This window comes from Pseudonocardia sp. ICBG601 (genome assembly GCF_020496245.1).
Genome location: NZ_JAHLJA010000168.1, coordinates 24,722 through 44,326, shown reverse-complemented (window position 1 = coordinate 44,326; position 19,605 = coordinate 24,722). Strand labels below are relative to the sequence as shown.

The window sequence follows — 19,605 nt, the reverse complement described above, 5'->3', positions numbered from 1 at the left end:
GACGTCGTGGACACATCCGAGCACTCCGCCCTCGGGCGGATGGTCGAGCGACCCCGGTCGGGGCTGCGGGCCGTCGGGGTACAGGTCGACTTCTACGTCAAGGCCTACGCCGGCATCCCGATCGTGCTGCGCCGCTACCTCGGTGAGGTGCTGCGTCAGCTCACCAGCATCAGCTTCGGCACCGGCGCGCTGGTCCTGATCGGCGGCAGCGTCGTGGTCGTCGCGATCCTGACCGCCAGCGCGGGCGCCGTCGTCGGCCTCCAGGGCTACGAGGCCCTCAACGCGGTCGGCACCGACGCCCTCACCGGCTTCCTGGCGAGCTACATCAACATCCGGCTCGCCGCCCCGCTGATCGGCGGGGTCGCGCTGGTGTCGACGATCGGGGCGGCGTTCACCGCCGAGATCGGCGCCCAGCGCATCAGCGAGGAGATCGACGCCATCGAGGTCATGGCGGTGCCCTCGGTGCCGTTCCTGGTCACCACCCGGATCCTGGCCGGGACGATCGCCATCATCCCGCTGTACGCACTGGCCCTGATCGCCTGCTTCGCGACGACGCAGCTCATCGTCGTGCTCGGCTACGGGCAGTCGGTCGGCACCTACAACCACTACTTCGCGACCTTCCTGATCCCGACCGACGTGCTCACCTCGATGCTGCAGGTCACCCTGATCGCCTTCGTCGTGATGTCCATCCACGCCTTCTACGGCTTCACCGCGAGCGGCGGTCCGGCCGGCGTCGGCGCCGCGGTCGGTCGCGCCGTGCGCCTGTCGCTGATCGCCGTGATGGTCACCGCCCTGGTCACCGCCGTCCTGCTCTACGCGGACCCCGAGACCCTCCACCTGTCGCGATGAGCGGGGGACCCGTGCGACACGAGATGACCGGGCTCGCCGCCGTCGGCGTGCTGCTGCTCGGTGCGGTGCTCGTCGTGGCGAGCTACCTGCACGTGTTCGACCCCGGCGTGTCCGCCACCGTGCAGACCGACCGGGCCGGGCTGCTCATGCTCCCCGACGCCGACGTGTCGATGCGCGACGTGCGCGTCGGCCGGGTGTCGGACGTACGGCCGGACGGCAACGGCGGTGCGCTGGTGCAGGTGGCCCTGGACCCCGCGACGATCGACATGATCCCGGCGAACGTCACCGCCCGGATCATCTCGCCGACGGTGTTCGGGCCGAAGTTCGTCGACCTCGTCCCGCCACCCGCCCCGGAGCCCCGCACGATCGAGGCCGGCGCCGTCGTCCCGGCGTCGTCGGTGCAGACCGAAGCGAACATCGTCTTCGACAACCTGAACCGGCTGCTCACCACCGTGGACCCGGCGAAGGTCAACACGGCGCTGGGCGCGCTGTCGACCTCCCTCAACGGCCGGGGTGACGAGCTCGGCGCCAGCCTGGTGCGGTTCAACGACTACCTGGAGCGCATCAACCCGAGCCTGCCGGCGCTGCAGCGCGACCTGCGGGCCGCGGCGCCGGTGCTCGACACCTACGCCGACGCCAGCCCCGACCTGCTCGCGCTGCTGCGCAACGCGACCACGACCGCGGGCACCGTCGTCGACGAGCAGGCCGGCATCGACGCGACGCTGGCGTCGCTGTCGATGTTCTCCACCGACGTGTCCGGGGTGCTGGAGGCCAACACCGACAGCCTCGACCGCACGCTGAAGACCCTGCGCCCGACCACCGCGGTGCTCGAGCGCTACGCCCCGGTGCTGCCCTGCACCGCGGCCAGCCTGAACCACCTGCGGGCCCTGCTGGAGCCCAGCTTCGGCGGCGCCCAGCCGGGCCTGCGCTCGCTCACCACGTTCCAGCCCGGTGAGGACGGCTACACCTCGCAGAACGCGCCGAAGCTCGGCGTCGACCAGCCGAACTGCGGGCCGGGCATCCCGCGCCCCGGCGAGATCCCCCGGCACACCTACTTCGACGACGGCTCGCCGCGCCTGGACACCCGCGACGCCGGCATCGAGGTCCGCGACCCGCTGGCCACGCTGGTCGGCGGCGTCGATCTCGGACCGACGATCGCCGAGCGTCTCGGTCAGGCGCCGTCCGCGCCGCAGCAGTCCGGTCAGGCCGTCGGGGCGCCCGCCCCCGCGCCGGGAGAGGAGGGCGGCCGATGAGGCACCGCGCCGAGTTCCTGCGGGTCCTGGTGTTCGTCGTCGTGGCCGCGGTCTGCGCGGCGACGGTCGTCGTCGCCTACGGCTCGGTCCGCTTCGGCGAGTCGGCCCGCTACGCCGCGGAGTTCGCCGACGCGTCGGGGCTCAAGGAGAAGGATGACGTGCGCGTCGCCGGCATCACCGTCGGCCGCGTCGAGTCCGTCGAGGTCGGGGCCGACAACCTGGCCCGGATCTCGTTCAGCATGCGCTCCGACGTGCCGGTGCAGACCGGCTCCGAGGGCATCGTCCGGTACAAGAACCTGCTCGGCCAGCGCTACCTGGAGATCGTGCGCGGCCCGCAGCCGACCGGCGTCCTCGCCGACGGCGGGACGCTCCCGGTCACCCAGACCCATCCCGCGCTCGACCTCGACGAGCTCTACAACGGCTTCACCCCGCTGTTCCAGGGCCTGGAGCCGGCCCAGGTCAACCAGCTCGCCGAGTCGCTCATCACCGTCCTGCAGGGCCAGGGGGGCTCGATCGACGCCTTGCTGGGCCAGATCGGCAGCCTCACCGGTGCGCTGGCCGACCGCGACCAGGTCATCGGTCAGGTCGTCACCAACCTCAACGGGGTCCTCGGCACCGTCGACCAGCGCCGTGACCGCCTCTCCGACACCGTGGTCCAGCTCCAGCAGCTGATCAGCGGACTGTCGCAGGACCGGACCTCGATCGGGCAGTCGCTGGAGCGGGCGAGCAACCTCGCCGGGGACGTCGAGGGCCTGCTCCGCGAGGCCCGTCCGGACGTCGCCGGGGTGGTGCACGAGGTCGACCGGCTCTCCCGGGTGGTCAACTCCGACGGCGAGCGCCTCAACTACCTGTTCTCCCAGATCCCCGGCTACTACCAGATCCTCGGTCGCGCCGGCATCTACCAGCAGGGCTTCCAGTTCTACCTCTGCGGCGTGCAGGTCCGGCTCGACCCCGGAGTCGGCCCGCCGATCATGACCGACACCATCGCGAGCCAGGAGGCTCGATGCCAGTTCTGAAACCGCCGCTTCCAGGAGCTGAACCTCCTGAAGGTCGGAGCAGTCGCCGTGGTGGTCGCGCTGCTCGCGACCGTGACGGCACTGAACTCCGGCCACCTGTCCCGCCAGCTGACGTCCGGGTCCTACTCGGCGCTGTTCAGCGAGGCCGCCGGTCTGAAGTCCGGCGACGAGGTCCGACTCGCGGGCGTCGTCGTCGGCAAGGTCGACGACGTCGAGCTGGTCGGCCGTGCCGTCCGGGCCGACTTCACCGTGTTCGACGGCAGCACCCTCGGTGACGCCACCGGTGCGTCGATCAAGACCGCGACCGTGCTCGGCGCCAAGTTCCTGGAGGTCCGCCCGGCCGGCACCGGCCGGCTGGCCGAGGGCTCGGTGATCCCGCTGGACCGGACGTCGTCGCCGTACGACGTCCAGGAGCTGCTGGACACCGTCACCCGCAAGACGGCCGACCTCGACGTGAACCGGGTCGCGGAGTCGCTCACCACGGTGGCCGACACCTTCGCCGACACACCCCCCGAGCTCCGCTCGGCGATGGAGGGGCTCGGTCGACTGTCGCAGACGATCTCCTCCCGCGACGCCGAGCTGCGCCGGCTGCTCGACCACACCGCGTCGGTGTCGGCGGTCCTCGCCGAGCGCAGCGGCAACATCACCACGCTCGTGACCGACGGGAACATGCTGCTGGAGGAGCTGCGCGCCCGGCGCGAGGTGATCCGGTCGCTGCTGCTGAACATCACCGGCGTGCTGCACCAGCTCGACGGGCTGGTGCACGACAACGAGCGCCAGCTCGGACCTGCGCTGGCCGAGCTGGAGAAGGTGCTCGACCTGCTGCGTCGCAACGACCGCAACCTCGCGGCCGCGATCACCGGTCTCGACACCTACGCGGGCAGCCTCGGTGAAGCCATCTCCAGCGGTCCCTGGTTCTTCGCGCTGGTGCCCAACCTGCCCCCCACCAACCTGGCGCGCCAGACCCTTCCGTCGGTGCTCGACCAGGCCTCCCCGGTGTCCCCGGCCCTGCCCGGTGGCACCCCGGCCGCCCCGGAAGGCGGTGGCGACCGATGACGGTCCTCTCCCGCTCCCGTGTGCTGGTCGTCGTGCTGGTGCTCGTCGTCGCGGCCGCCGCGACGTGGGCGCTGGTCGGCTCCGGCACCCGCACCGTCACGGCGTACTTCGACCAGACCGTGAACCTCTACCCGCGCGACGAGGTCCGCGTGCTGGGGGTCAAGGTCGGTTCGATCGAGTCGGTCGAGCCCGGCCCGGACTCGGTGAAGGTCGTCATGAGCTACGACGACGACGTGACACTCCCCGCCGACGCGACCGCCGCGATCATCTCGCCCACCCTGGTCGGTGTCCGCTACGTGCAGGTCGGCCCGCCCTACGAGAGCGGTCCCGAGCTCGCCGACGGGGCCGAGATCCCGCGTGAGTGCACCGTCTCCCCGGTCGAGTTCGACCGGGTCAAGACCGAGGTCGCCGGCCTCGCGCAGGCGCTCGCCCCGAAGTCCGCCGAGACCGAGGGCGCCCTCAACCGGCTCCTCGACACGACCTCGGCGAACCTGCAGGGGCAGGGCCCGCTGATCCGCGACACGATCCGCAAGTTGTCCGAGGCGTCGAGCACGCTGTCCGACAGCCGCGGCGACCTGTTCGCGACGGTGCGCAACCTGCAGACCTTCGTCACCGCGCTGAAGGACGCCGACGCCCAGGTCGCGCGGTTCCAGAGCCAGCTCGCCGACACCTCGGGGATCCTCGCCGACAACCGGGAGGCGCTGGCCCAGGTGCTGCAGGGGCTCGAACGCACGGCGCCGCTGGTGCAGCGGTTCGTCTCCGACCACCGGGACGCCTTCACCACCGACCTGCGCAAACTCGACGACGTCGTCGCGAACATCTCGCAGAACCGGCAGGCGCTCGGCGACCTGCTGCAGAAGGCGCCGTTCGCGGTGTCGAACTTCGCGAACTTCATCGACGAGAAGACCGGAGCGGTGACCGCGAACGTCGCGGTGACCAACCTGCGCAGCCCGGCCGCCGTGGTGTGTGACAGCGCCGCCGCCGTCGCCCCGGCCGGTGCCGACGACCCGGCCGCCGCCTACGCCTGCCGCGCGGGCCTCGGCCCCCTGCTGGACCTGGCGCGGATCGACGCGCCGCCGGTCGCGGTCAACCCGATCCAGTACGGCGATCCCTCGGCGCCCGTGCTGCCCACGCCCCCGCTCCCGATCGGAGGGAACCGATGACCGGCCGGACGCCGCGTACCGCCCGGCTGAGCGTGGTCCTGCTCGTCGCCGCCCTGGGGGCGGCGGGCTGCGGGATCTCCAGCATCGGCGAACTCCCGGTGCCGCTGCGCCCCGGGACCGGCGACGGTTCCTACCAGGTCCAGGTGGAGCTGGCCCAGGTCGCGAACCTGGTGCCCAACGCCGAGGTGATGGTCGCCGACGTGCCGGTCGGCTCCGTCGTCCGGACCGAGGTCGACGACTGGAAGGCCCGGTTGACCGTGAGCCTGGACCGCGACGTGCGGCTCCCGGCGAACGCGACGGCCCGGGTCGCCCAGAAGTCCCTGCTCGGCGCGGAGTACCTGGAGCTCGCCCCGCCCGCGAACGCGGCTCCGGAGGGGAGCCTCGCCGACGGGGCGGTCATCCCGCTGGCGAACACCGGCCGCTACCCGGAGACCGAGGAGCTGCTCGGCGCGCTGTCGGTGGTGCTGAACGGCAGCGGGCTGCAGCAGGTCCGGACGATCACCACGGAGCTGAACAAGGTCTTCGACGGCCGCCAGCAGGACCTGCGCGGCCTGGTCGGGAACCTGGAGCGGTTCGTCGGTGGGCTCGACGCGCAGCGCGATGACATCGTCCGCGCGCTGGAGTCGCTCGACCGGCTCAGCGCCACGCTGAACGCGGACAACCAGACCATCGCCTCGGCGCTGGACACCCTGCCGGGCGCGCTGAAGGTGCTCAACGACGACCGTGCCCAGCTGGTGCGCACGCTCGAGGACGTCCAGCGGCTCGACCGTGCCACCGGGTCCCTGGTCGACCGCTCCCAGGAGGACCTCCTGGCGAACCTGCGCCAGGTGCGCCCCGCCGTGCAGCGCCTCGCCGACGCGGGCAGCGACCTGACCCGCGGCGTGGAGCTGCTGGCGACCTACCCGTTCCCGGCCTCGACGGCGTTCCCCGGGATCTTCCGGGGTGACTACGGCAACCTGTTCCTGGTACTGGACCTCACACCGGAGACCCTGCGCCACAACCTCGTCGACGGGTTCCAGCTCCCCGCGCCGGGCAGCCCCGGCGTGCTGGCGGTGCCGCCGCTGGGTGCTCCGCCCGCGCTGACCGCACCGCTGGAGCCGTTCGGGGAGGCCCTGCAGCAGCCGCTGGGGGCACTGCCCCTGCCGGGCGCGGCACCGGCACCGGCACCGGCCGGCGACGGGACCGAGGACGGCCAGGGCGGCCAGGGCGGGCTCCTCGGCGGACTGTTCGGAGGTGGCCGATGAGGCTCTCGTCGCTACGCATCAACGCCACCACGGGCCGCAAGCTCGTCGCGTTCGCGGTGATCGCCGCGATCGCCGTCGGGTGGGGGGCGGTGACCTACCTGAACGTGCCCCGCATGCTCGGGATCGGGCGCAACGCCGTCACCCTGGAGCTCCCGGCCGGCGCCGGTCTCTACACCAACGGCGTGGTGACCCTGCGCGGCGTCACCATCGGCCAGGTCGACGAGGTCCGGCTCACCCCGACCGGGGTCGAGGCCGACATCCAGGTGCTCGACGACCACCCGATCCCGGTCGACTCCGCGGTGGAGGTCCGCAGCGTCTCCGCGGTCGGTGAGCAGTACGTCAACTTCGAGCCGCGCACGACCGCCGGCCCCTTCATCGAGGACGGCGCGGTCGTCCCCGCCGACCGGGTGGTGCTGCCGACGACGACCGGTGAACTGCTGGAGAAGGCCAACGCACTCGCCGCGTCGGTGCCGGGGCAGAAGTTCAACGCCACCGTCGACGACCTCGGGAAGGCGTTCGCCGGCAGTGGCGACGACCTGCAGCGGCTGATCGACTCGCTCGACCTGCTCACCACCGAGGCCCAGGCCAACCTGGACCCGACGGTCCGGCTGATCGAGGACGCCGCGCCGGTGCTGGACACCCAGAACGCCACCTCCGGTGACATCCGGACCTACCTGGCGAACCTGGCGTCGTTCACCGGCCGGCTCGCGGAGGCCGACGGCTCGCTCCGGTCGACCCTCGGCGTGTTCCCGCCGGCCCTCGACGAGGTCGCGAGCTTCGTGAAGCAGGTCGGGGACCCGCTCCCGCAGCTGCTCGGGAACCTGACCTCGGTCGGTGAGGTGACCCGGGTCTACGTCCCGCACCTGCAGCAGACGCTGACGATCCTGCCGTCGATGCTGCAGGCGTCGATCGGGACGCTGAGCAGCTCGCCGGTCCCGGGCACGATCAAGATCAACCTGCAGACGCAGGTCAACGATCCCGCGCCGTGCACCGAGGGCTTCGTCGTCGACCGGCGTCCGCCGAACGACAGCTCGCCGGCCCGGCCGCCGAGCGACGTGCGCTGCAAGGACGCCGACCCGCTCAAGGCGGCCCGCGGCGGCAAGGCCTACGCCTGCCCGCCCGGAGCCCCGGTCCCCGGCGGTCGGGGTCCGGACGCCCGGTCCTGCGGCCTGAACTTCCAGAGCCCCGAGGAGGCCGAGGCCGCGCGCCGGGCAGCGATCGACACCCAGATGGAGGTCGCCGGTACACAGACCACGAGCACCGCGGACAACCTGCTGCGCTCGGACAGGCTGCCCAGCGGCGGGCCGAACACCGACCCGGAGGAGAACCAGCCCTACGCCCCGGGGGAGCAGGGCTACCTGCCCTCCGACGCCGTCGCGCTGGACGGGATCTTCCTGCCGCCGGGCAGCACCACCCCGATCGTCGACGGGAACCAGGTCCCGTCGTCGAACACCGGGTGGCAGGGCATCGTGCTGGACCCGCTCGGCGCCACCGCTCCGGCCGGAGCGGGCGGATGAGCGCCCCGGCCGAGGACGCCGCGGTCGACACGGTCGGCGTGGTCGAGGAGGACTCGACTGCGTCCCGGCGGCGACGCCTGCCCGCGGGAGCGCTGCTGCCGGCCGGACTGGGCGTGGTCGTGGCGCTGCTGGCGGTGCTGGTCACCGTGCTGGCCGTCCGGCTGGCACCGGCGGCGGGGGACGACGAGCCGGCCCTGGTGGCCGCCCGCCAGACGGTGACCGATCTGCTCACCATCGACCCGGCGACCGCGCAGGACACCCTCGCGCGACTCACCGCCGGATCGACGGGGGAGTTCGCGAGCCAGCTCGCGGGCCGGTCCGCCGGCTTCGTCGGCGCGATCCGGGACGCCGAGGTCACCTCGACCGGATCGGTCGTCGCGGCCGGTGTCGCCGAGCACGGGCCGGGGCGGGCGGTGGTGCTCGTGTCCGCGAACTCGACGGTGCGCAACACCCAGGTCCCCCAGGGTGAACCCCGCCAGTACCGGATGCGACTGACCGTGCAGGAGGAGGACGGACGATGGCTGGTCTCCCGACTGGAGTTCGTGCCGTGAGGCCGGTCGGCGACGACGGCGGGTCCCACCGGATCGACGACCGGACCGGCGTGGGCACCGGGGACACCGAGGACCGGGGCACGACCGGCGGCGCCGCCCGCCCGGCTCGGTCCCGGCGGCGCATGCTGGTCATCGGGTTGACCGCCGTGGCGGCGGTGCTGGCCGTCGTCGCGGGGGTGCTCGGGGCGATGCTCGCCTCGGGCGGCGCCGAGGAGCGGACCCGGGCCGACGTGCTGGCCGCGACCACGACGCAGCTGCAGACCCTGCTGTCCTACGACGGCACCAAGCTCGACGCGGCCGCCAGGGTCGTCGACGAGGCGACGACCGGTAGCTTCCACGACGACTACGAGCGGCTCTTCGACGAGTCGGTCCGCCCGAACGCGGAGCGGCTGAAGGCACGCACGCTGGCCCGCGTGGTCGGGGCCGCGTGGATCGGTTCCGAGGGCGGCGACGCGAAGGTGCTCGCCTTCGTCAACCAGAGCACGACGACCGACCAGGGGGAGCGGGTGGACACCGTGGCGGCGACCGTGACGATGCGCGAGGTCGACGGCCGATGGCTGATCGCCGGTCTGGACCAGGCGTGACGGCGGGCGAGCGGACGGACCGCGCCGAGGCGGCCACCGGGTCCGCTGCGGGACCCGACACCACGGCGTCCGACACGGGGCGGCGGGGCCTCCTGCTCCCGGCGGCAGCGGTCCTGCTGCTCCTGCTGGCCCTCACCGGTGCGGTCCTCGTCGGACTGGGCTGGGTGTCCACCAGCCGCGCCGAGGCCGACCGGCGGGAGATCACCGACGTGTCGACCCGCGTCGTGAACGACTTCATCAGCATCGGCGGCGACAACGCCCGCCAGCGCAGCGAGGACCTGCTCGCCGTCGCCGCGGAGCCGTTCCGCACCGAGCTCGGCCGCTTCTCCGAGGTGTTCGGGAAGATCCTGGTGGAGGGGAAGGTGTCGACCGAGGGACGCATCGACGCCGTCGGGATCGAGCGGGCCGACGACGACACCGCCGTCGTGTTGGTCAGCGCGAGCACCACCGTCCGCAACTCCGAGATCCCCGACGGCGCGAAGCGGGACTTCCGGATGCTGCTGACGCTCGCCCACCAGGAGGGCTCGTGGAAGGTCTCGACCGTGGAGGTCGCACCGTGAGGGTCCCGCTCCCCGGCCGGCGCGCCGTGACGACGACGGCAGGCGTGCTCGCCGTGGTCGTCGCCGTGGCGGCCGTCGTGGTCCACCTGGTCGTCGTCCGCCCGGCCCAGCAGATCGAGCAGGCCAGGACCGACGGGCTCGCCGCCGCCCGGACCCTCACCGAGCAGGTCCTCAGCTACCGGCCCGCGTCCCGGGACGCCGACCTCGCACGGGCCCGCGGGCTCGTCACCGGAGACTTCGGCCGCCAGTTCGGCACCGTCCTCGACTCGGTCGTGGGCCCGGCGCTGGACCGCGGGGTCGGTACCCGCACGACGGTGACCCGGGCCGGTGTCGTCGACGCCCGGCCCGACCGGGTCACCACCCTGCTCTACCTGACCCAGGACGCCAGCCGCGGCGCCGACGACAAGCGGACCACCGTCGGCCGTGCCGAGGTGATCGTCGAGTTCGTCGACGGGCGCTGGCTGGTGTCGGACCTGCGAAACTTCTAGTACGCGAACTGCGAGTCGAGAGGCCACGAGATGACGGGCGTCGAGGTGAAGGTCGAGGGACTGACGAAGTCCTTCGGTCCGGCCAACATCTGGTCGGACGTGACACTGACCCTGCCCGCGGGCGAGGTGTCGGTGCTGCTGGGCCCGTCGGGTACCGGCAAGTCGGTGTTCCTGAAGTCGCTGATCGGGCTGCTCAAGCCCGAGCGGGGATCGATCGTCATCGAGGGTGTGGATCTGTGCAAGTGCTCGGAGTCCGAGCTGTACGAGATCCGGAAGCTGTTCGGGGTGCTGTTCCAGGACGGTGCGTTGTTCGGGTCGATGAACTTGTTCGACAACATCGCGTTCCCGTTGCGGGAGCACACGCGCAAGTCGGAGTCGGCGATCCGGGACATCGTCATGGAGAAGATCGACATGGTCGGTCTGGTGGGTGCGGAGGGGAAGCTGCCGGGGGAGATCTCGGGTGGTATGCGCAAGCGTGCGGGGTTGGCGCGGGCGTTGGTGCTGGATCCGAAGATCATTTTGTTCGATGAGCCGGACTCGGGTCTGGATCCGGTGCGGACGGCGTACCTGAACCAGTTGATCATCGATTTGAACGCGATGACGGATTCGACGTTCCTGATCGTGACCCATGACATCAACTCGGCGCAGACGGTGCCGGACAACATCGGTCTGCTGTATCGCAAGCATCTGGCGATGTTCGGTCCGCGGGAGGTGTTGTTGACCTCGGACGAGCCGGTGGTGGCGCAGTTCCTGAACGGGCGTCGTGAGGGTCCGATCGGGATGTCGGAGGAGAAGGACGCCGCGCAGGCTGCCCGGGAGATGGAGGAGGCGGGTGAGCTGGAGGGTCGTCCGCCGATGAAGCCGCAGTTGGTGGCCTCGACGGGGATGCCGGACCGGAAGGCGGTGCACCGTCGCCGGGAGCGGGTCATGGACATGCTGCACGAGCTGCCGCAGTCGGCGCAGGAGGCGATCCGGGAGCAGTACGCCGATGCCGACGCCACCGCGCAGCTCGCCGGGCCGTCGCGGGACGGCAGCACCCGGCAGGAGGCGCGGGCGGGAGCGGGCGGCGACGACTGGCCCACCGACGTGCAGCCGCGGGTACGGGGCTGAGGCGGGTCGTTCCCGGCCCGACGTCGTGGCGCCCGCGCCGGGTGGGACCCACCCGACGCGGGCGGACCGCGCTCAGGGGGACAGCACGATCAGCGGACAGTCGGCCGACGGGTGCGCCAGCACCGTCGCGGTGACGCCGTAGACCGCGGCGATCCGCTCCGGGGTCAGCACCTGCGCGGGCGTCCCCGTGGCCACGGCCCGACCGGCGTCGAGCAGGCACAGCCGGTCGCAGTAGCGCGCGGCCAGGTTCAGGTCGTGCAGGGCCACCAGCGCGGGCAGGCCCAGCTCGCGCACCAGTGTCAGCAGTTCCAGCTGGTGGCGGACGTCGAGGTGGTTGGTCGGCTCGTCCATCACCAGCAGCGCCGGGCGCCCGACCAGTGCCCGCGCGACCAGTGCGCGCTGCCGCTCGCCGCCGGACAACGTGGCGAAGCGTCGTCCGGCGAGGCGGGTGAGCTCCAGCAGCTCCAGGGCGGCGGCGACCAGGGCGTCGTCGACCGGTCGTCGGCGGCGAGCGGGCGCTTGTGCGGCGAGCGCCCCATCGTGACGACCTCGCGCACGGTCAGCGGGAAGTCCGAGGGCATGTCCTGCAGGACCACGCCGACCCGCTGGGCCACCCACCGCGCCGGGACCCGCCGCACGTCGGTCCCCTCGACCAGGACCGTCCCCGACGACGGCACCCCGACCCGGTAGACGGTGCGCAGCAGCGAGGACTTGCCGCTGCCGTTCGGGCCGAGCAGCCCGACCACCTCGCCCGGGCCGACGGTCAGCGAGACCCCGGCGACCAGCGTGGCCGTCCCGGCGACGACGTGCACGTCGTCGATCTCCAGGGGGTCACCGCGCACCCTCCCGGCGCCCGTCGCGGCGCAGCAGCCACACGAAGAACGGGCCGCCGACCAGCGCCGTGACGATGCCGCCCGGCAGCTCCTCGGGGATGACGACGGTCCGCGCGACCAGGTCGGCCAGCACCGTGAACAGTGCGCCGACCAGAACCGCGACCGGCAGTCCCCGCCGGTGGCCGGACCCGACGAGGAACCGGACGACGTGCGGCAGCATCAGCCCCACGAAGCCGATCACCCCGCTCACCGCGACCGTCACCCCGACCAGCACGGCGACGACGACGAACATCGCCTGCCGGAACCGGTGCACGTCCAGCCCGAGGGCGCCCGCGCTCTCGTCGCCGGCCAGCAGCAGGTCCAGGTCACGCGCCCGCGACACGAGCACCACGACCCCGGCGCCGAGGACGACCGCCGGCACCACCAGCACGTCCCAGCGGGCGGCGCCGAACCCGCCGAGGGTCCAGAACAGCACCTGCGACGCCAGCGTGGGACTGGGCGCGGTCAGCACCAGCAGGCTGGTCAGCGCCGAGAGCACCGACCCGACCGCGACACCGCCGAGGATCAGCCGCAGGACGGTGATCCGCCCGCCGGAGCGGGCGATGACCAGCACCACGGCGAGGGTCAGCAGCGCACCGGCGAACGCGGCCACGTTCAGCGTGAGCGCGCCCGCGCCGAGCAGCCCGAACCGCATCACGACCACCGCGCCCGTCGCCGCCCCCGCGGAGACGCCGATGACGCCCGGCCCGGCCAGCGGGTTGCGCACCACGGCCTGCAGCACCATCCCGGCCACCGTCAGCGCCGCGCCGACCAGCCCGGCGAGCAGCACCCGGGGCAACCGGGTGTCGGCGATGATCAGGTCGTCGGCCCGCGACCAGTCCGGGTCGGGCACCCAGGCGGTGCCGCCGACCCGGTGGGCGAGGATCCGCCAGGTCACCGACCAGGGCACGTGCACCGAGCCCGTGGTGAGCGCGAGGCCGGCGGCGAGCACCAGCAGCACCGCCAGGACGGCGACCGCCGTCGCCGTCGGCACCCGGCCGCGCCCGCCGTCGCGGCCCGCGCCACGACCGGCGCCGCGGGCCGGCGCGGGATCGGGGAGCGGCCCGTCCGGGCGCAGCACCGCGAGGAGCCGCGCGCGCCCGGTCACCGGAACCGGTCGGGGTGCAGCTCGCGGGCCAGCCGCTCGACGGCGTCGACCGAGCGCGGCCCGGGCTGGGCCTCCGACAGCGGGACCGTCGGGAACGGACCGGCCAGCGCGGGCAGTCCGGCGAGTGCCGGCGTCGCGCGCAGCGTCGCGATCTTCGACTCGACGCTCGGGTCGAGGTAGTCGTAGATGAGGACGACGGCGGGGGCGTGGCGGACGACCTGCTCCCAGGACACCTCGCCCCAGCGCTGGTCGAGGTCGGCGAACACGTTGCGCCCCCCGGCACGCTCGATCATGTCGGTGAGCAGCGCCCGGCCGCCCGCGGTGCGGTGCGCGTCGGTGCCGCTGTTGTAGACGAACACCGGCACCGGATCGACGGTCCCGAGCTGCGCCGCGACGGCGTCGAGCCGGGCCCGCATGCCCTCGACGCTGCGCTCGGCCCGCTCCGGCACCCCGAAGATCGCGCCGATCCGGGTCGTCTCGCCGAACAGGTCCTCGAAGCCCGAACGCCCCTCCCGGCACGACTCGGGGTTGAGGTGGCTGTCGATGCCCAGCTCGGCGAGCCGCGCACGGGTGTGTCCGCTGGACTCGGAGAATCCGTCGGGGTAGCCGGAGTAGACGAAGTCGGGCTCGGCGGCGAGCAGCTGCTCCAGCGACGGCTGGCCCGGCGCGAGCACCGGCACCGTCGCGTACGCCGCGGCGTAGCGCTCGCCAATCGGCCGGTTCCTCAGGTACGCCGTCCCGACCATCGACCGCTCCACCCCGAGCTCCAGCAGCAGCTCGGTGGCGTTCGAGGTCAGGGTGACCGCCCGGGTGGGCGGCGCGGTGTAGGTCGTGGTCACGCCGCAGTTGTCGTCGACGACCGGGAACCCCGCGGCCGGCGCCCCACCGGCCGGGGCGTCGGTGACGGCGGCGCCGCACCCGGCGAGCAGCAGCAGGGACAGGGCGGCGCCGACGACGCGCAGACGGGGTGGGAGCACCGACCCAATGTATGAAAACCTCGTCAGATGTCCATAGTGTCCGGTGTGAGATGGGGCGTGCTCACCCACGCGGCCGGCCCGCGCGACGCGGCGTCCGAGCTGGCCGACACCGTCGGCCTCGCGGTGCTCGCCGAGGAGCTGGGGTTCGCGTCGTTCTGGCTGGCCCAGCACCATCTCGGCGCCCAGCAGGGGCACGCGTCCTCACCGCTGGTGGTCCTGGCCGCGGTCGCCGCAGCCACCTCGCGGATCCGGCTGGGCACCGCCGTCGTCGTGGCGTCGCTGGAGCACCCGCTGCGCCTCGCCGAGGACGCGGCCACCGTCGACGTGCTCAGCGGTGGCCGGCTCGAGCTGGGACTGGGCGCCGGGTCCGACCCGGGCGTCGCCGAGGCGTTCGGCGTCGACCCTGCGCAGCGGCACGCCCGCCTGGGCGCCGCCCTGGACGCGCTCACCGGCACCGGCCCGGCCGTCACCCCGCGAGCACCGGGTCTGCGGGAGCGGCTGTGGCTGGCGACGTCGTCCCCCGAGGGCGTCGACACCGCCGCGCGCCACGGCCTGGGGCTGCTGTCGGGGCGTCGCTCCGGCCCGGCCGGCCCCGACGACCGACGCTCCGCCGGGCTGCTGGCCCGATTCCGGGCCGCCGGGGGTGCCCGGGTCGGGCTGTCCCGGCCGGTGCTTCCCGGCTCCTCGCGCGCGGCCGTGCACGCGCTGCTCGCGCCGCACGTCGCCCGGCGCGGACACGATCCGGCGGCCTGGTTCGCCGCCGGGAACGTCCACGCCGGCACCGGCCCCGAGGTGCGCGCCGCACTGGCGGCGGATCCCTGCCTGCCGTACGCCACCGACCTGCTCTGCCACGTCCAGCCCGCCCGGCTGACCCTGGCCGAGCTACGTCCGGTCCTGCGCGGGCTGGCGGAGCTGGCCGGCGCACCGCCGGTCGCGGCCGGACCGGGGACGACCGGGGCCACCCCGGCCGGCCGCGGGGGCGCCCGCTGCGGGCCGCTCAGCCCGGCGGCAGCGCCGGATCGGCCTTGAGCGCGACCCCGGACAGCTTCAGCCGCCGCGCCTCGCTCATCAGCAGCGCCAGGGTGGTCGCCGCGGCGGCGTAGCCGGTGCCGTGCGGCGGGCGGACGTTGGAGATGCAGTTGCGCTCGGAGTCGCGGCGCCCGCGGTGGGCGTCGTAGGTGAAGTACAGCCCCAGCGAGTCCACCGAGCTCATCCCCGGCCGCTCCCCGACGAGCACGACGACGTGCCGGGCGCCGAGGGCGGAAGCGATCTCGTCGCCGAGCGCGACCCGGGCCTGGGTGGCGATCACGACCGGGGCCACCCGCCAGCCGTCGAGCCGTTCCAGGATCTCGGCGAGCATCCCCGGGGCGTGCTCGGCGCCCGCGCGGGGCGAGAGCCCGTCGGCGACGACGAGCGCCACGTCGTGGTCGCCGCGGGGCAGCTCGGTGCCCGCGGCGAGGCGGCGGCCCAGGTCGGGCCGGGTCAGGTACTCGGTGCGGTCGGCGGGCGCGCCCGCGGCGTGCAGCGTGGACACCCCCAGCCCGGTGATCCGCTCGGCGAGCGCGTCGACGTCGAGCGGGGTGTGCACGGCGTCGCGGGCGGCGGCGTGCGCGGCGCGCAGCTCCAGCAGCCGCGCGGTCGGCAGGGCGTCCCCGGCGCGGCCGAGCGCCACCCGGGCCCGGGTGGAGGCGCGCAGCACGTCGAGCGGGTCGCTCACCGGACACCCGCGGTCAGGGTCCGGACGGCGCCCGCGGGCAGGTCCCGCAGCCGCCCGTCGCCGTCGAGCATGTCCATCGTGGTCAGCCACGCCTCGAACTCCGGCGCGGGACGCAGCCCGAGCACCTGGCGGGCGTAGAGCGCGTCGTGGAAGGACAGCGACTGGTAGTGCAGCATCACGTCGTCGCCGCCGGGCACGCAGATGACGAACGAGCAGCCCGCCGCGCCGAGCAGGGTGAGCAGCGCGTCGGTGTCGTCGGCGTCGGCCTCGGCGTGGTTGGTGTAGCAGACGTCGACACCCATCGGGACGCCGAGCAGCTTCCCGCACATGTGGTCCTCCAGCCCGGCGCGGGTGATCTGCTTGCCGTCGAGCAGGTACTCCGGCCCGATGAACCCGACGACGGTGTTGACCAGCAGCGGGTCGAACGCCCGCGCCACGGCGTAGGCGCGGACCTCCAGCGTCTGCTGGTCGACGCCGTGGTGGGCGTCGGCGGACAGCGCGGACCCCTGGCCGGTCTCGAAGTACATGCACTGCGTGCCGACGGTGCCGCGGTCCAGCGACAGCGCGGCGGAGTGCGCCTCCCGCAGCATCGCCAGGGTCACCCCGAACCCGGTGTTCGCGGCCTCGGTCCCGGCGATCGACTGGAACACCAGGTCGACCGGGGCGCCGCGTTCCATGATCTCGATCGAGGTCGTGACGTGGGCGAGCACGCAGGACTGGGTGGGGATGTCGTAGCGGGTGCGGACCTCGTCGATCAGGTGCAGCAGGTCGGTGGTGCGCTGCGGCGAGTCCGTCGCCGGGTTGATGCCGATGACGGCGTCGCCGCAGCCGAGCAGCAGCCCGTCGACGATCGAGGCGGTCACCCCGGCGGGGTCGTCGGTGGGGTGGTTGGGCTGCAGCCGGGTCGCCATCGTGCCGGGCAGCCCGACCGTCGAGCGGAACGCGGTGACGACCGGGGTGCGCCGCCCGACGGCGATCAGGTCCTGCAGCCGCATGAGCTTGGAGGTCGCCGCGACCATCTCCGGGGTCAGCCCGGGGGCGAGCGCGGTGGTGTCGGTGGCCGGGTCGAGCAGGTGCTCGCGGAACTCGCCGACGGTCATCGACGCGACCGGGGCGAACGCCTCGGCGTCGTGCGAGTCGACGATCAGGCGGGTCACCTCGTCGTCCTCGTAGGGGACGACCTGCTCGTCGAGGAAGGTGGCGAGCGGCAGGTCGGCCAGCACCGTCTGGGCGGCGACCCGTTCCTGTTCCGAGCGGGCCGCGACCCCGGCGAGCACGTCCCCGGACCGTTGTGGCGTGGCCGCGGCCAGCAGTGCGCGCAGGTCGGCGAACTCGTGGGTGTGGCCCCCGAGCGTGGTCCGGCGGACCGTCACGTGAGCTCCTCCTCCGCGCGGGCCAGCGCGGCGAACTCCTCGTCGGGTGCCGCGGCGACCAGGTGGTGTCGTGAGTAGAGCGCGAAGTACAGCATGAACAGGGCGAAGGCGCCGAGGGTCGCGCCGGCGGCGACCGGGTCGACCAGGAAGGTCGCGACGACCGCCAGCACCGCGACGACCAGGGCGAACCCGGTCGTCGCGACCCCGCCCGGGGTGCGGTAGGGGCGGGGCATCTCCGGTGCGGTCCGGCGCAGCACGATGTGGCTGACCATCATCAGCACGTACGACAGTGCCGCCCCGAACACCGCCATGTTGAGCAGCACCGCGCCCTGCCCGGTCAGCGACAGTAGGAACCCGATCACGCCGGGCACGACGAGCGCGAGCGTGGGGGCCTTGCGACCGTTGGTCACCGACAGGGCCCGGGGCAGGTACCCGGCCCGCGACAGCGCGAAGGTCTGCCGGGAGTAGGCGTAGATGATCGAGAAGAAGCTGGCGACGAGCCCGGCGAGACCGACGTAGTTGACGACGACGCCCGCCGTGGACCCGCCGAGCGCCTCCACCAGCGGGTTGCCCGACTCCGAGAGCGCCTGCGCGCCGAGCGCCCCGGTCGCCAGCACCAGCACCAGCGCGCCGGTGACGAGCAGGACGAGCATCGCCGCGACGATCCCGCGGGGGACGTTGCGCTCCGGGTCGCGGGCCTCCTCCGCCGCGAGCGGGACGCCCTCCAGGGCGAGGAAGAACCAGATCGCGAACGGCACCGCCGACCAGATCCCCAGCCAGCCGAACGGCAGGAACGCCGAGGCGCCGGCGGCGTCGGTCGGCGGGATGTCGACGAGGTTGCCCGCGTCGAACAGCGGCACCGCGGCGGCGGCGAAGATCAGCAGTCCGACCACGGCGATCGCGGTGATCACGAACATGACCTTGAGCGCCTCGCCCACGCCGGCGATGTGGATGCCGATGAACAGCACGTACGCGGCCAGGTAGACCCACCAGCCGTCGGTGATGCCGAACAGGCCGAGCGACTCGACGTAGGCGCCGATGAAGGTGGCGATGGCGGCCGGGGCGATCGCGTACTCGATGAGGATCGCGGTGCCGGTCGCGAACCCGCCCCACGGGCCGAGCGCGCGCCGGGCGAAGGTGTAGCCGCCGCCCGCCGCCGGCAGCGCCGAGGACAGCTCGGCCATCCCCAGCACCATCGCGAAGTACATGGCGGCGATGACGACGCCGGCGATCAGCAGCCCGCCGAACCCGCCCTCGGCGAGACCGAAGTTCCATCCCGAGTAGTCGCCGGAGATGACGTAGCTGACGCCGAGACCGGCGAGCAGGACCCAGCCCGCCGCCCCGGTGCGCAGCCGTCGTCGCTCCAGGTAGTCCGACGGATCGTTCGCCATGGCGTCCTCCCGGGGCGCGTCGTCACCGACGGGGCCCGTCGGGTGTGGACAAGCTAGGGAGTCCGGCCCGGTCGCGGACAGGGCCGCGCGGGGTAAACGGTGTGAGGAATGTGTGTCGCCACAGGGGCGGTAGGACACACGATCGTCACAGTCGACGGGTACGGGACGGCCGACCGCGCCGCGGGGTCAGCGCTCGGCCGGCGGCGTGCGCAGCGCCGCGTCCACCATGTCCAGCAGGTCGGCCTCCAGCCGCTCCCGCACCGCCGGTTCCAGGTCCGCCGCCCACAGCGGTCGTCCGCCGATCCCGTCGGCGGCGGCGAGGACCAGCGTGCGCGTCGCCTCCGGCACCCCGTCCCCGGCGAGCGCGGCCTGCCAGCGCTCGTCGTCCACCCGGGCCAGGTCGAGGACCTCGGGCACCGCGAGGAGCTGGGCGATCAGGGTGAACCGTTCCAGGGCCTCGCCCTCGTCGACCGGTGCCAGGCTGGCCCGCACGTAGGCGCGCACCAGCCGTCCGGGGGTGCCCTCGGGTTGGTCGAGGTGGGCGTGCACGGCGTCCCAGAACGTGTCGAGCTCCACCTGCGCCAGGGCGACGAGCAGCGCGGTCTTGCTGGGGAAGTGGTAGACGAGTCCGCCCTTGGAGATCCCGGCCTCCCGCGCGACGAGGTCGAGCGTCGCCCCGATGCCGTGCGTGCGGATGGCGGACGCGGCGGCGTCGAGCACCAGCTTGCGTGTGTCCTCCGGGGACCGTCCGGTCGTGCGACCCATGCGTCCATCCT

At 73.4% G+C, this 19,605-nt stretch carries 21 protein-coding genes; 13 read left to right on the top strand and 8 right to left on the bottom strand.

The features are described 5' to 3' along the window. Nucleotides 1–6: 6 nt before the first annotated feature. From KPL57_RS56130 to KPL57_RS56075, 12 genes are read left to right on the top strand one after another with little or no spacing between them, the layout of a single operon-like run. Nucleotides 7–849: an ABC transporter permease gene (locus tag KPL57_RS56130; RefSeq protein WP_020628033.1), complete on the top strand. Its 843-nt coding sequence runs from the start codon at nt 7–9 to the stop codon at nt 847–849. Between the two features lie 11 nt (nt 850–860). Then, entirely contained in the window at nt 861–2,102 is a 1,242-nt protein-coding gene (locus KPL57_RS56125) for an MCE family protein (RefSeq protein WP_226358359.1), read from the top strand. Further along, entirely contained in the window at nt 2,099–3,118 is a 1,020-nt protein-coding gene (locus KPL57_RS56120; protein ID WP_226358358.1) for an MCE family protein, read from the top strand. Before KPL57_RS56125 ends, KPL57_RS56120 begins: the two co-directional genes overlap by 4 nt. A gap of 18 nt (nt 3,119–3,136) precedes the next feature. Further along, nucleotides 3,137–4,174 (top strand): MCE family protein, encoded by a 1,038-nt coding sequence (locus KPL57_RS56115; protein ID WP_308253163.1) that lies wholly within the window; start codon nt 3,137–3,139, stop codon nt 4,172–4,174. After that, a complete protein-coding gene (locus tag KPL57_RS56110; protein WP_226358356.1) occupies nt 4,171–5,337 on the top strand; it encodes an MCE family protein in 1,167 nt (388 codons plus the stop codon). The genes KPL57_RS56115 and KPL57_RS56110 overlap by 4 nt, the downstream gene beginning before the upstream one ends. Then, nucleotides 5,334–6,581: an MCE family protein gene (locus tag KPL57_RS56105; protein WP_226358355.1), complete on the top strand. Its 1,248-nt coding sequence runs from the start codon at nt 5,334–5,336 to the stop codon at nt 6,579–6,581. Before KPL57_RS56110 ends, KPL57_RS56105 begins: the two co-directional genes overlap by 4 nt. Then, nucleotides 6,578–8,098, top strand: a complete 1,521-nt coding sequence (locus tag KPL57_RS56100) for an MCE family protein (RefSeq protein ID WP_226358354.1) — start codon at nt 6,578–6,580, stop codon at nt 8,096–8,098. The genes KPL57_RS56105 and KPL57_RS56100 overlap by 4 nt, the downstream gene beginning before the upstream one ends. Further along, on the top strand, nt 8,095–8,649 hold the full coding sequence (locus KPL57_RS56095) for a hypothetical protein (RefSeq protein WP_226358353.1): 555 nt from the start codon (nt 8,095–8,097) through the stop codon (nt 8,647–8,649). The genes KPL57_RS56100 and KPL57_RS56095 overlap by 4 nt, the downstream gene beginning before the upstream one ends. Continuing rightward, nucleotides 8,646–9,233 (top strand): hypothetical protein, encoded by a 588-nt coding sequence (locus KPL57_RS56090; RefSeq protein ID WP_226358352.1) that lies wholly within the window; start codon nt 8,646–8,648, stop codon nt 9,231–9,233. Before KPL57_RS56095 ends, KPL57_RS56090 begins: the two co-directional genes overlap by 4 nt. Then, nucleotides 9,230–9,793, top strand: coding sequence for a hypothetical protein (locus KPL57_RS56085; protein ID WP_226358351.1), 564 nt, complete (start codon nt 9,230–9,232; stop codon nt 9,791–9,793). Before KPL57_RS56090 ends, KPL57_RS56085 begins: the two co-directional genes overlap by 4 nt. Beyond that, nucleotides 9,790–10,281 (top strand): hypothetical protein, encoded by a 492-nt coding sequence (locus KPL57_RS56080; RefSeq protein WP_226358350.1) that lies wholly within the window; start codon nt 9,790–9,792, stop codon nt 10,279–10,281. The genes KPL57_RS56085 and KPL57_RS56080 overlap by 4 nt, the downstream gene beginning before the upstream one ends. A gap of 30 nt (nt 10,282–10,311) precedes the next feature. Continuing rightward, nucleotides 10,312–11,391: an ABC transporter ATP-binding protein gene (locus KPL57_RS56075; RefSeq protein WP_226358349.1), complete on the top strand. Its 1,080-nt coding sequence runs from the start codon at nt 10,312–10,314 to the stop codon at nt 11,389–11,391. Nucleotides 11,392–11,463: 72 nt separating this feature from the next. Here the strand turns inward: KPL57_RS56075 and KPL57_RS68355 are convergent, their stop codons facing one another. Genes KPL57_RS68355 through KPL57_RS56060 form a run of 4 tightly spaced genes read right to left on the bottom strand, consistent with a single transcriptional unit; the run spans nt 11,464 to nt 14,348 of the window. Further along, on the bottom strand, nt 11,464–11,850 hold the full coding sequence (locus KPL57_RS68355; protein ID WP_308253162.1) for an ABC transporter ATP-binding protein: 387 nt from the start codon (nt 11,848–11,850) through the stop codon (nt 11,464–11,466). Further along, the gene (locus KPL57_RS71065; protein WP_308253158.1) at nt 11,742–12,233 is read right to left on the bottom strand and encodes an ABC transporter ATP-binding protein; all 492 of its coding nucleotides are present in this window, start codon (nt 12,231–12,233) and stop codon (nt 11,742–11,744) included. Before KPL57_RS71065 ends, KPL57_RS68355 begins: the two co-directional genes overlap by 109 nt. Then, nucleotides 12,223–13,371 (bottom strand): iron ABC transporter permease, encoded by a 1,149-nt coding sequence (locus tag KPL57_RS56065; RefSeq protein ID WP_226358348.1) that lies wholly within the window; start codon nt 13,369–13,371, stop codon nt 12,223–12,225. The genes KPL57_RS71065 and KPL57_RS56065 overlap by 11 nt, the downstream gene beginning before the upstream one ends. Then, on the bottom strand, nt 13,368–14,348 hold the full coding sequence (locus KPL57_RS56060) for an ABC transporter substrate-binding protein (RefSeq protein ID WP_226358347.1): 981 nt from the start codon (nt 14,346–14,348) through the stop codon (nt 13,368–13,370). Before KPL57_RS56060 ends, KPL57_RS56065 begins: the two co-directional genes overlap by 4 nt. 45 nt (nt 14,349–14,393) lie before the next feature. Here KPL57_RS56060 and KPL57_RS56055 point away from each other — a divergent pair, with 45 nt between their 5' ends. Beyond that, nucleotides 14,394–15,377 (top strand): LLM class flavin-dependent oxidoreductase, encoded by a 984-nt coding sequence (locus tag KPL57_RS56055; RefSeq protein ID WP_226358346.1) that lies wholly within the window; start codon nt 14,394–14,396, stop codon nt 15,375–15,377. Here the strand turns inward: KPL57_RS56055 and eutC are convergent. The 4 genes from eutC to KPL57_RS56035 all read right to left on the bottom strand — a co-directional run bounded on the left by eutC (nt 15,346) and on the right by KPL57_RS56035 (nt 19,594). Beyond that, nucleotides 15,346–16,065 carry an ethanolamine ammonia-lyase subunit EutC gene (gene eutC / locus KPL57_RS56050; RefSeq protein WP_226358345.1) on the bottom strand — a complete coding sequence of 240 codons (720 nt, stop codon included), beginning with the start codon at nt 16,063–16,065 and terminating at the stop codon, nt 15,346–15,348. The two genes, KPL57_RS56055 and eutC, sit on opposite strands and share 32 nt — an antisense overlap. Further along, nucleotides 16,062–17,438: an ethanolamine ammonia-lyase subunit EutB gene (locus KPL57_RS56045; protein WP_226358344.1), complete on the bottom strand. Its 1,377-nt coding sequence runs from the start codon at nt 17,436–17,438 to the stop codon at nt 16,062–16,064. Before KPL57_RS56045 ends, eutC begins: the two co-directional genes overlap by 4 nt. Further along, nucleotides 17,435–18,829, bottom strand: coding sequence for an ethanolamine permease (eat, locus tag KPL57_RS56040; RefSeq protein WP_226358343.1), 1,395 nt, complete (start codon nt 18,827–18,829; stop codon nt 17,435–17,437). The genes KPL57_RS56045 and eat overlap by 4 nt, the downstream gene beginning before the upstream one ends. A 186-nt stretch (nt 18,830–19,015) precedes the next feature. Then, complete coding sequence (locus KPL57_RS56035; protein WP_226358342.1) at nt 19,016–19,594, bottom strand: TetR/AcrR family transcriptional regulator; 579 nt, start codon at nt 19,592–19,594, stop codon at nt 19,016–19,018. Between the last annotated feature and the right edge of the window lie 11 nt (nt 19,595–19,605).

What these genes read in the sequence shown, in the direction of transcription:
- KPL57_RS56120 (WP_226358358.1), top strand. Translation starts at nt 2,099, where the DNA reads ATGAGGCACCGCGCCGAGTTCCTGCGGGTCCTGGTGTTCGTCGTCGTG.
- KPL57_RS56110 (WP_226358356.1), top strand. Translation starts at nt 4,171, where the DNA reads ATGACGGTCCTCTCCCGCTCCCGTGTGCTGGTCGTCGTGCTGGTGCTC.
- KPL57_RS56105 (WP_226358355.1), top strand. Translation starts at nt 5,334, where the DNA reads ATGACCGGCCGGACGCCGCGTACCGCCCGGCTGAGCGTGGTCCTGCTC.
- KPL57_RS56100 (WP_226358354.1), top strand. Translation starts at nt 6,578, where the DNA reads ATGAGGCTCTCGTCGCTACGCATCAACGCCACCACGGGCCGCAAGCTC.
- KPL57_RS56095 (WP_226358353.1), top strand. Translation starts at nt 8,095, where the DNA reads ATGAGCGCCCCGGCCGAGGACGCCGCGGTCGACACGGTCGGCGTGGTC.
- KPL57_RS56075 (WP_226358349.1), top strand. Translation starts at nt 10,312, where the DNA reads ATGACGGGCGTCGAGGTGAAGGTCGAGGGACTGACGAAGTCCTTCGGT.
- eat (WP_226358343.1), bottom strand. Translation starts at nt 18,829, where the DNA reads ATGGCGAACGATCCGTCGGACTACCTGGAGCGACGACGGCTGCGCACC.
- KPL57_RS56035 (WP_226358342.1), bottom strand. Translation starts at nt 19,594, where the DNA reads ATGGGTCGCACGACCGGACGGTCCCCGGAGGACACACGCAAGCTGGTG.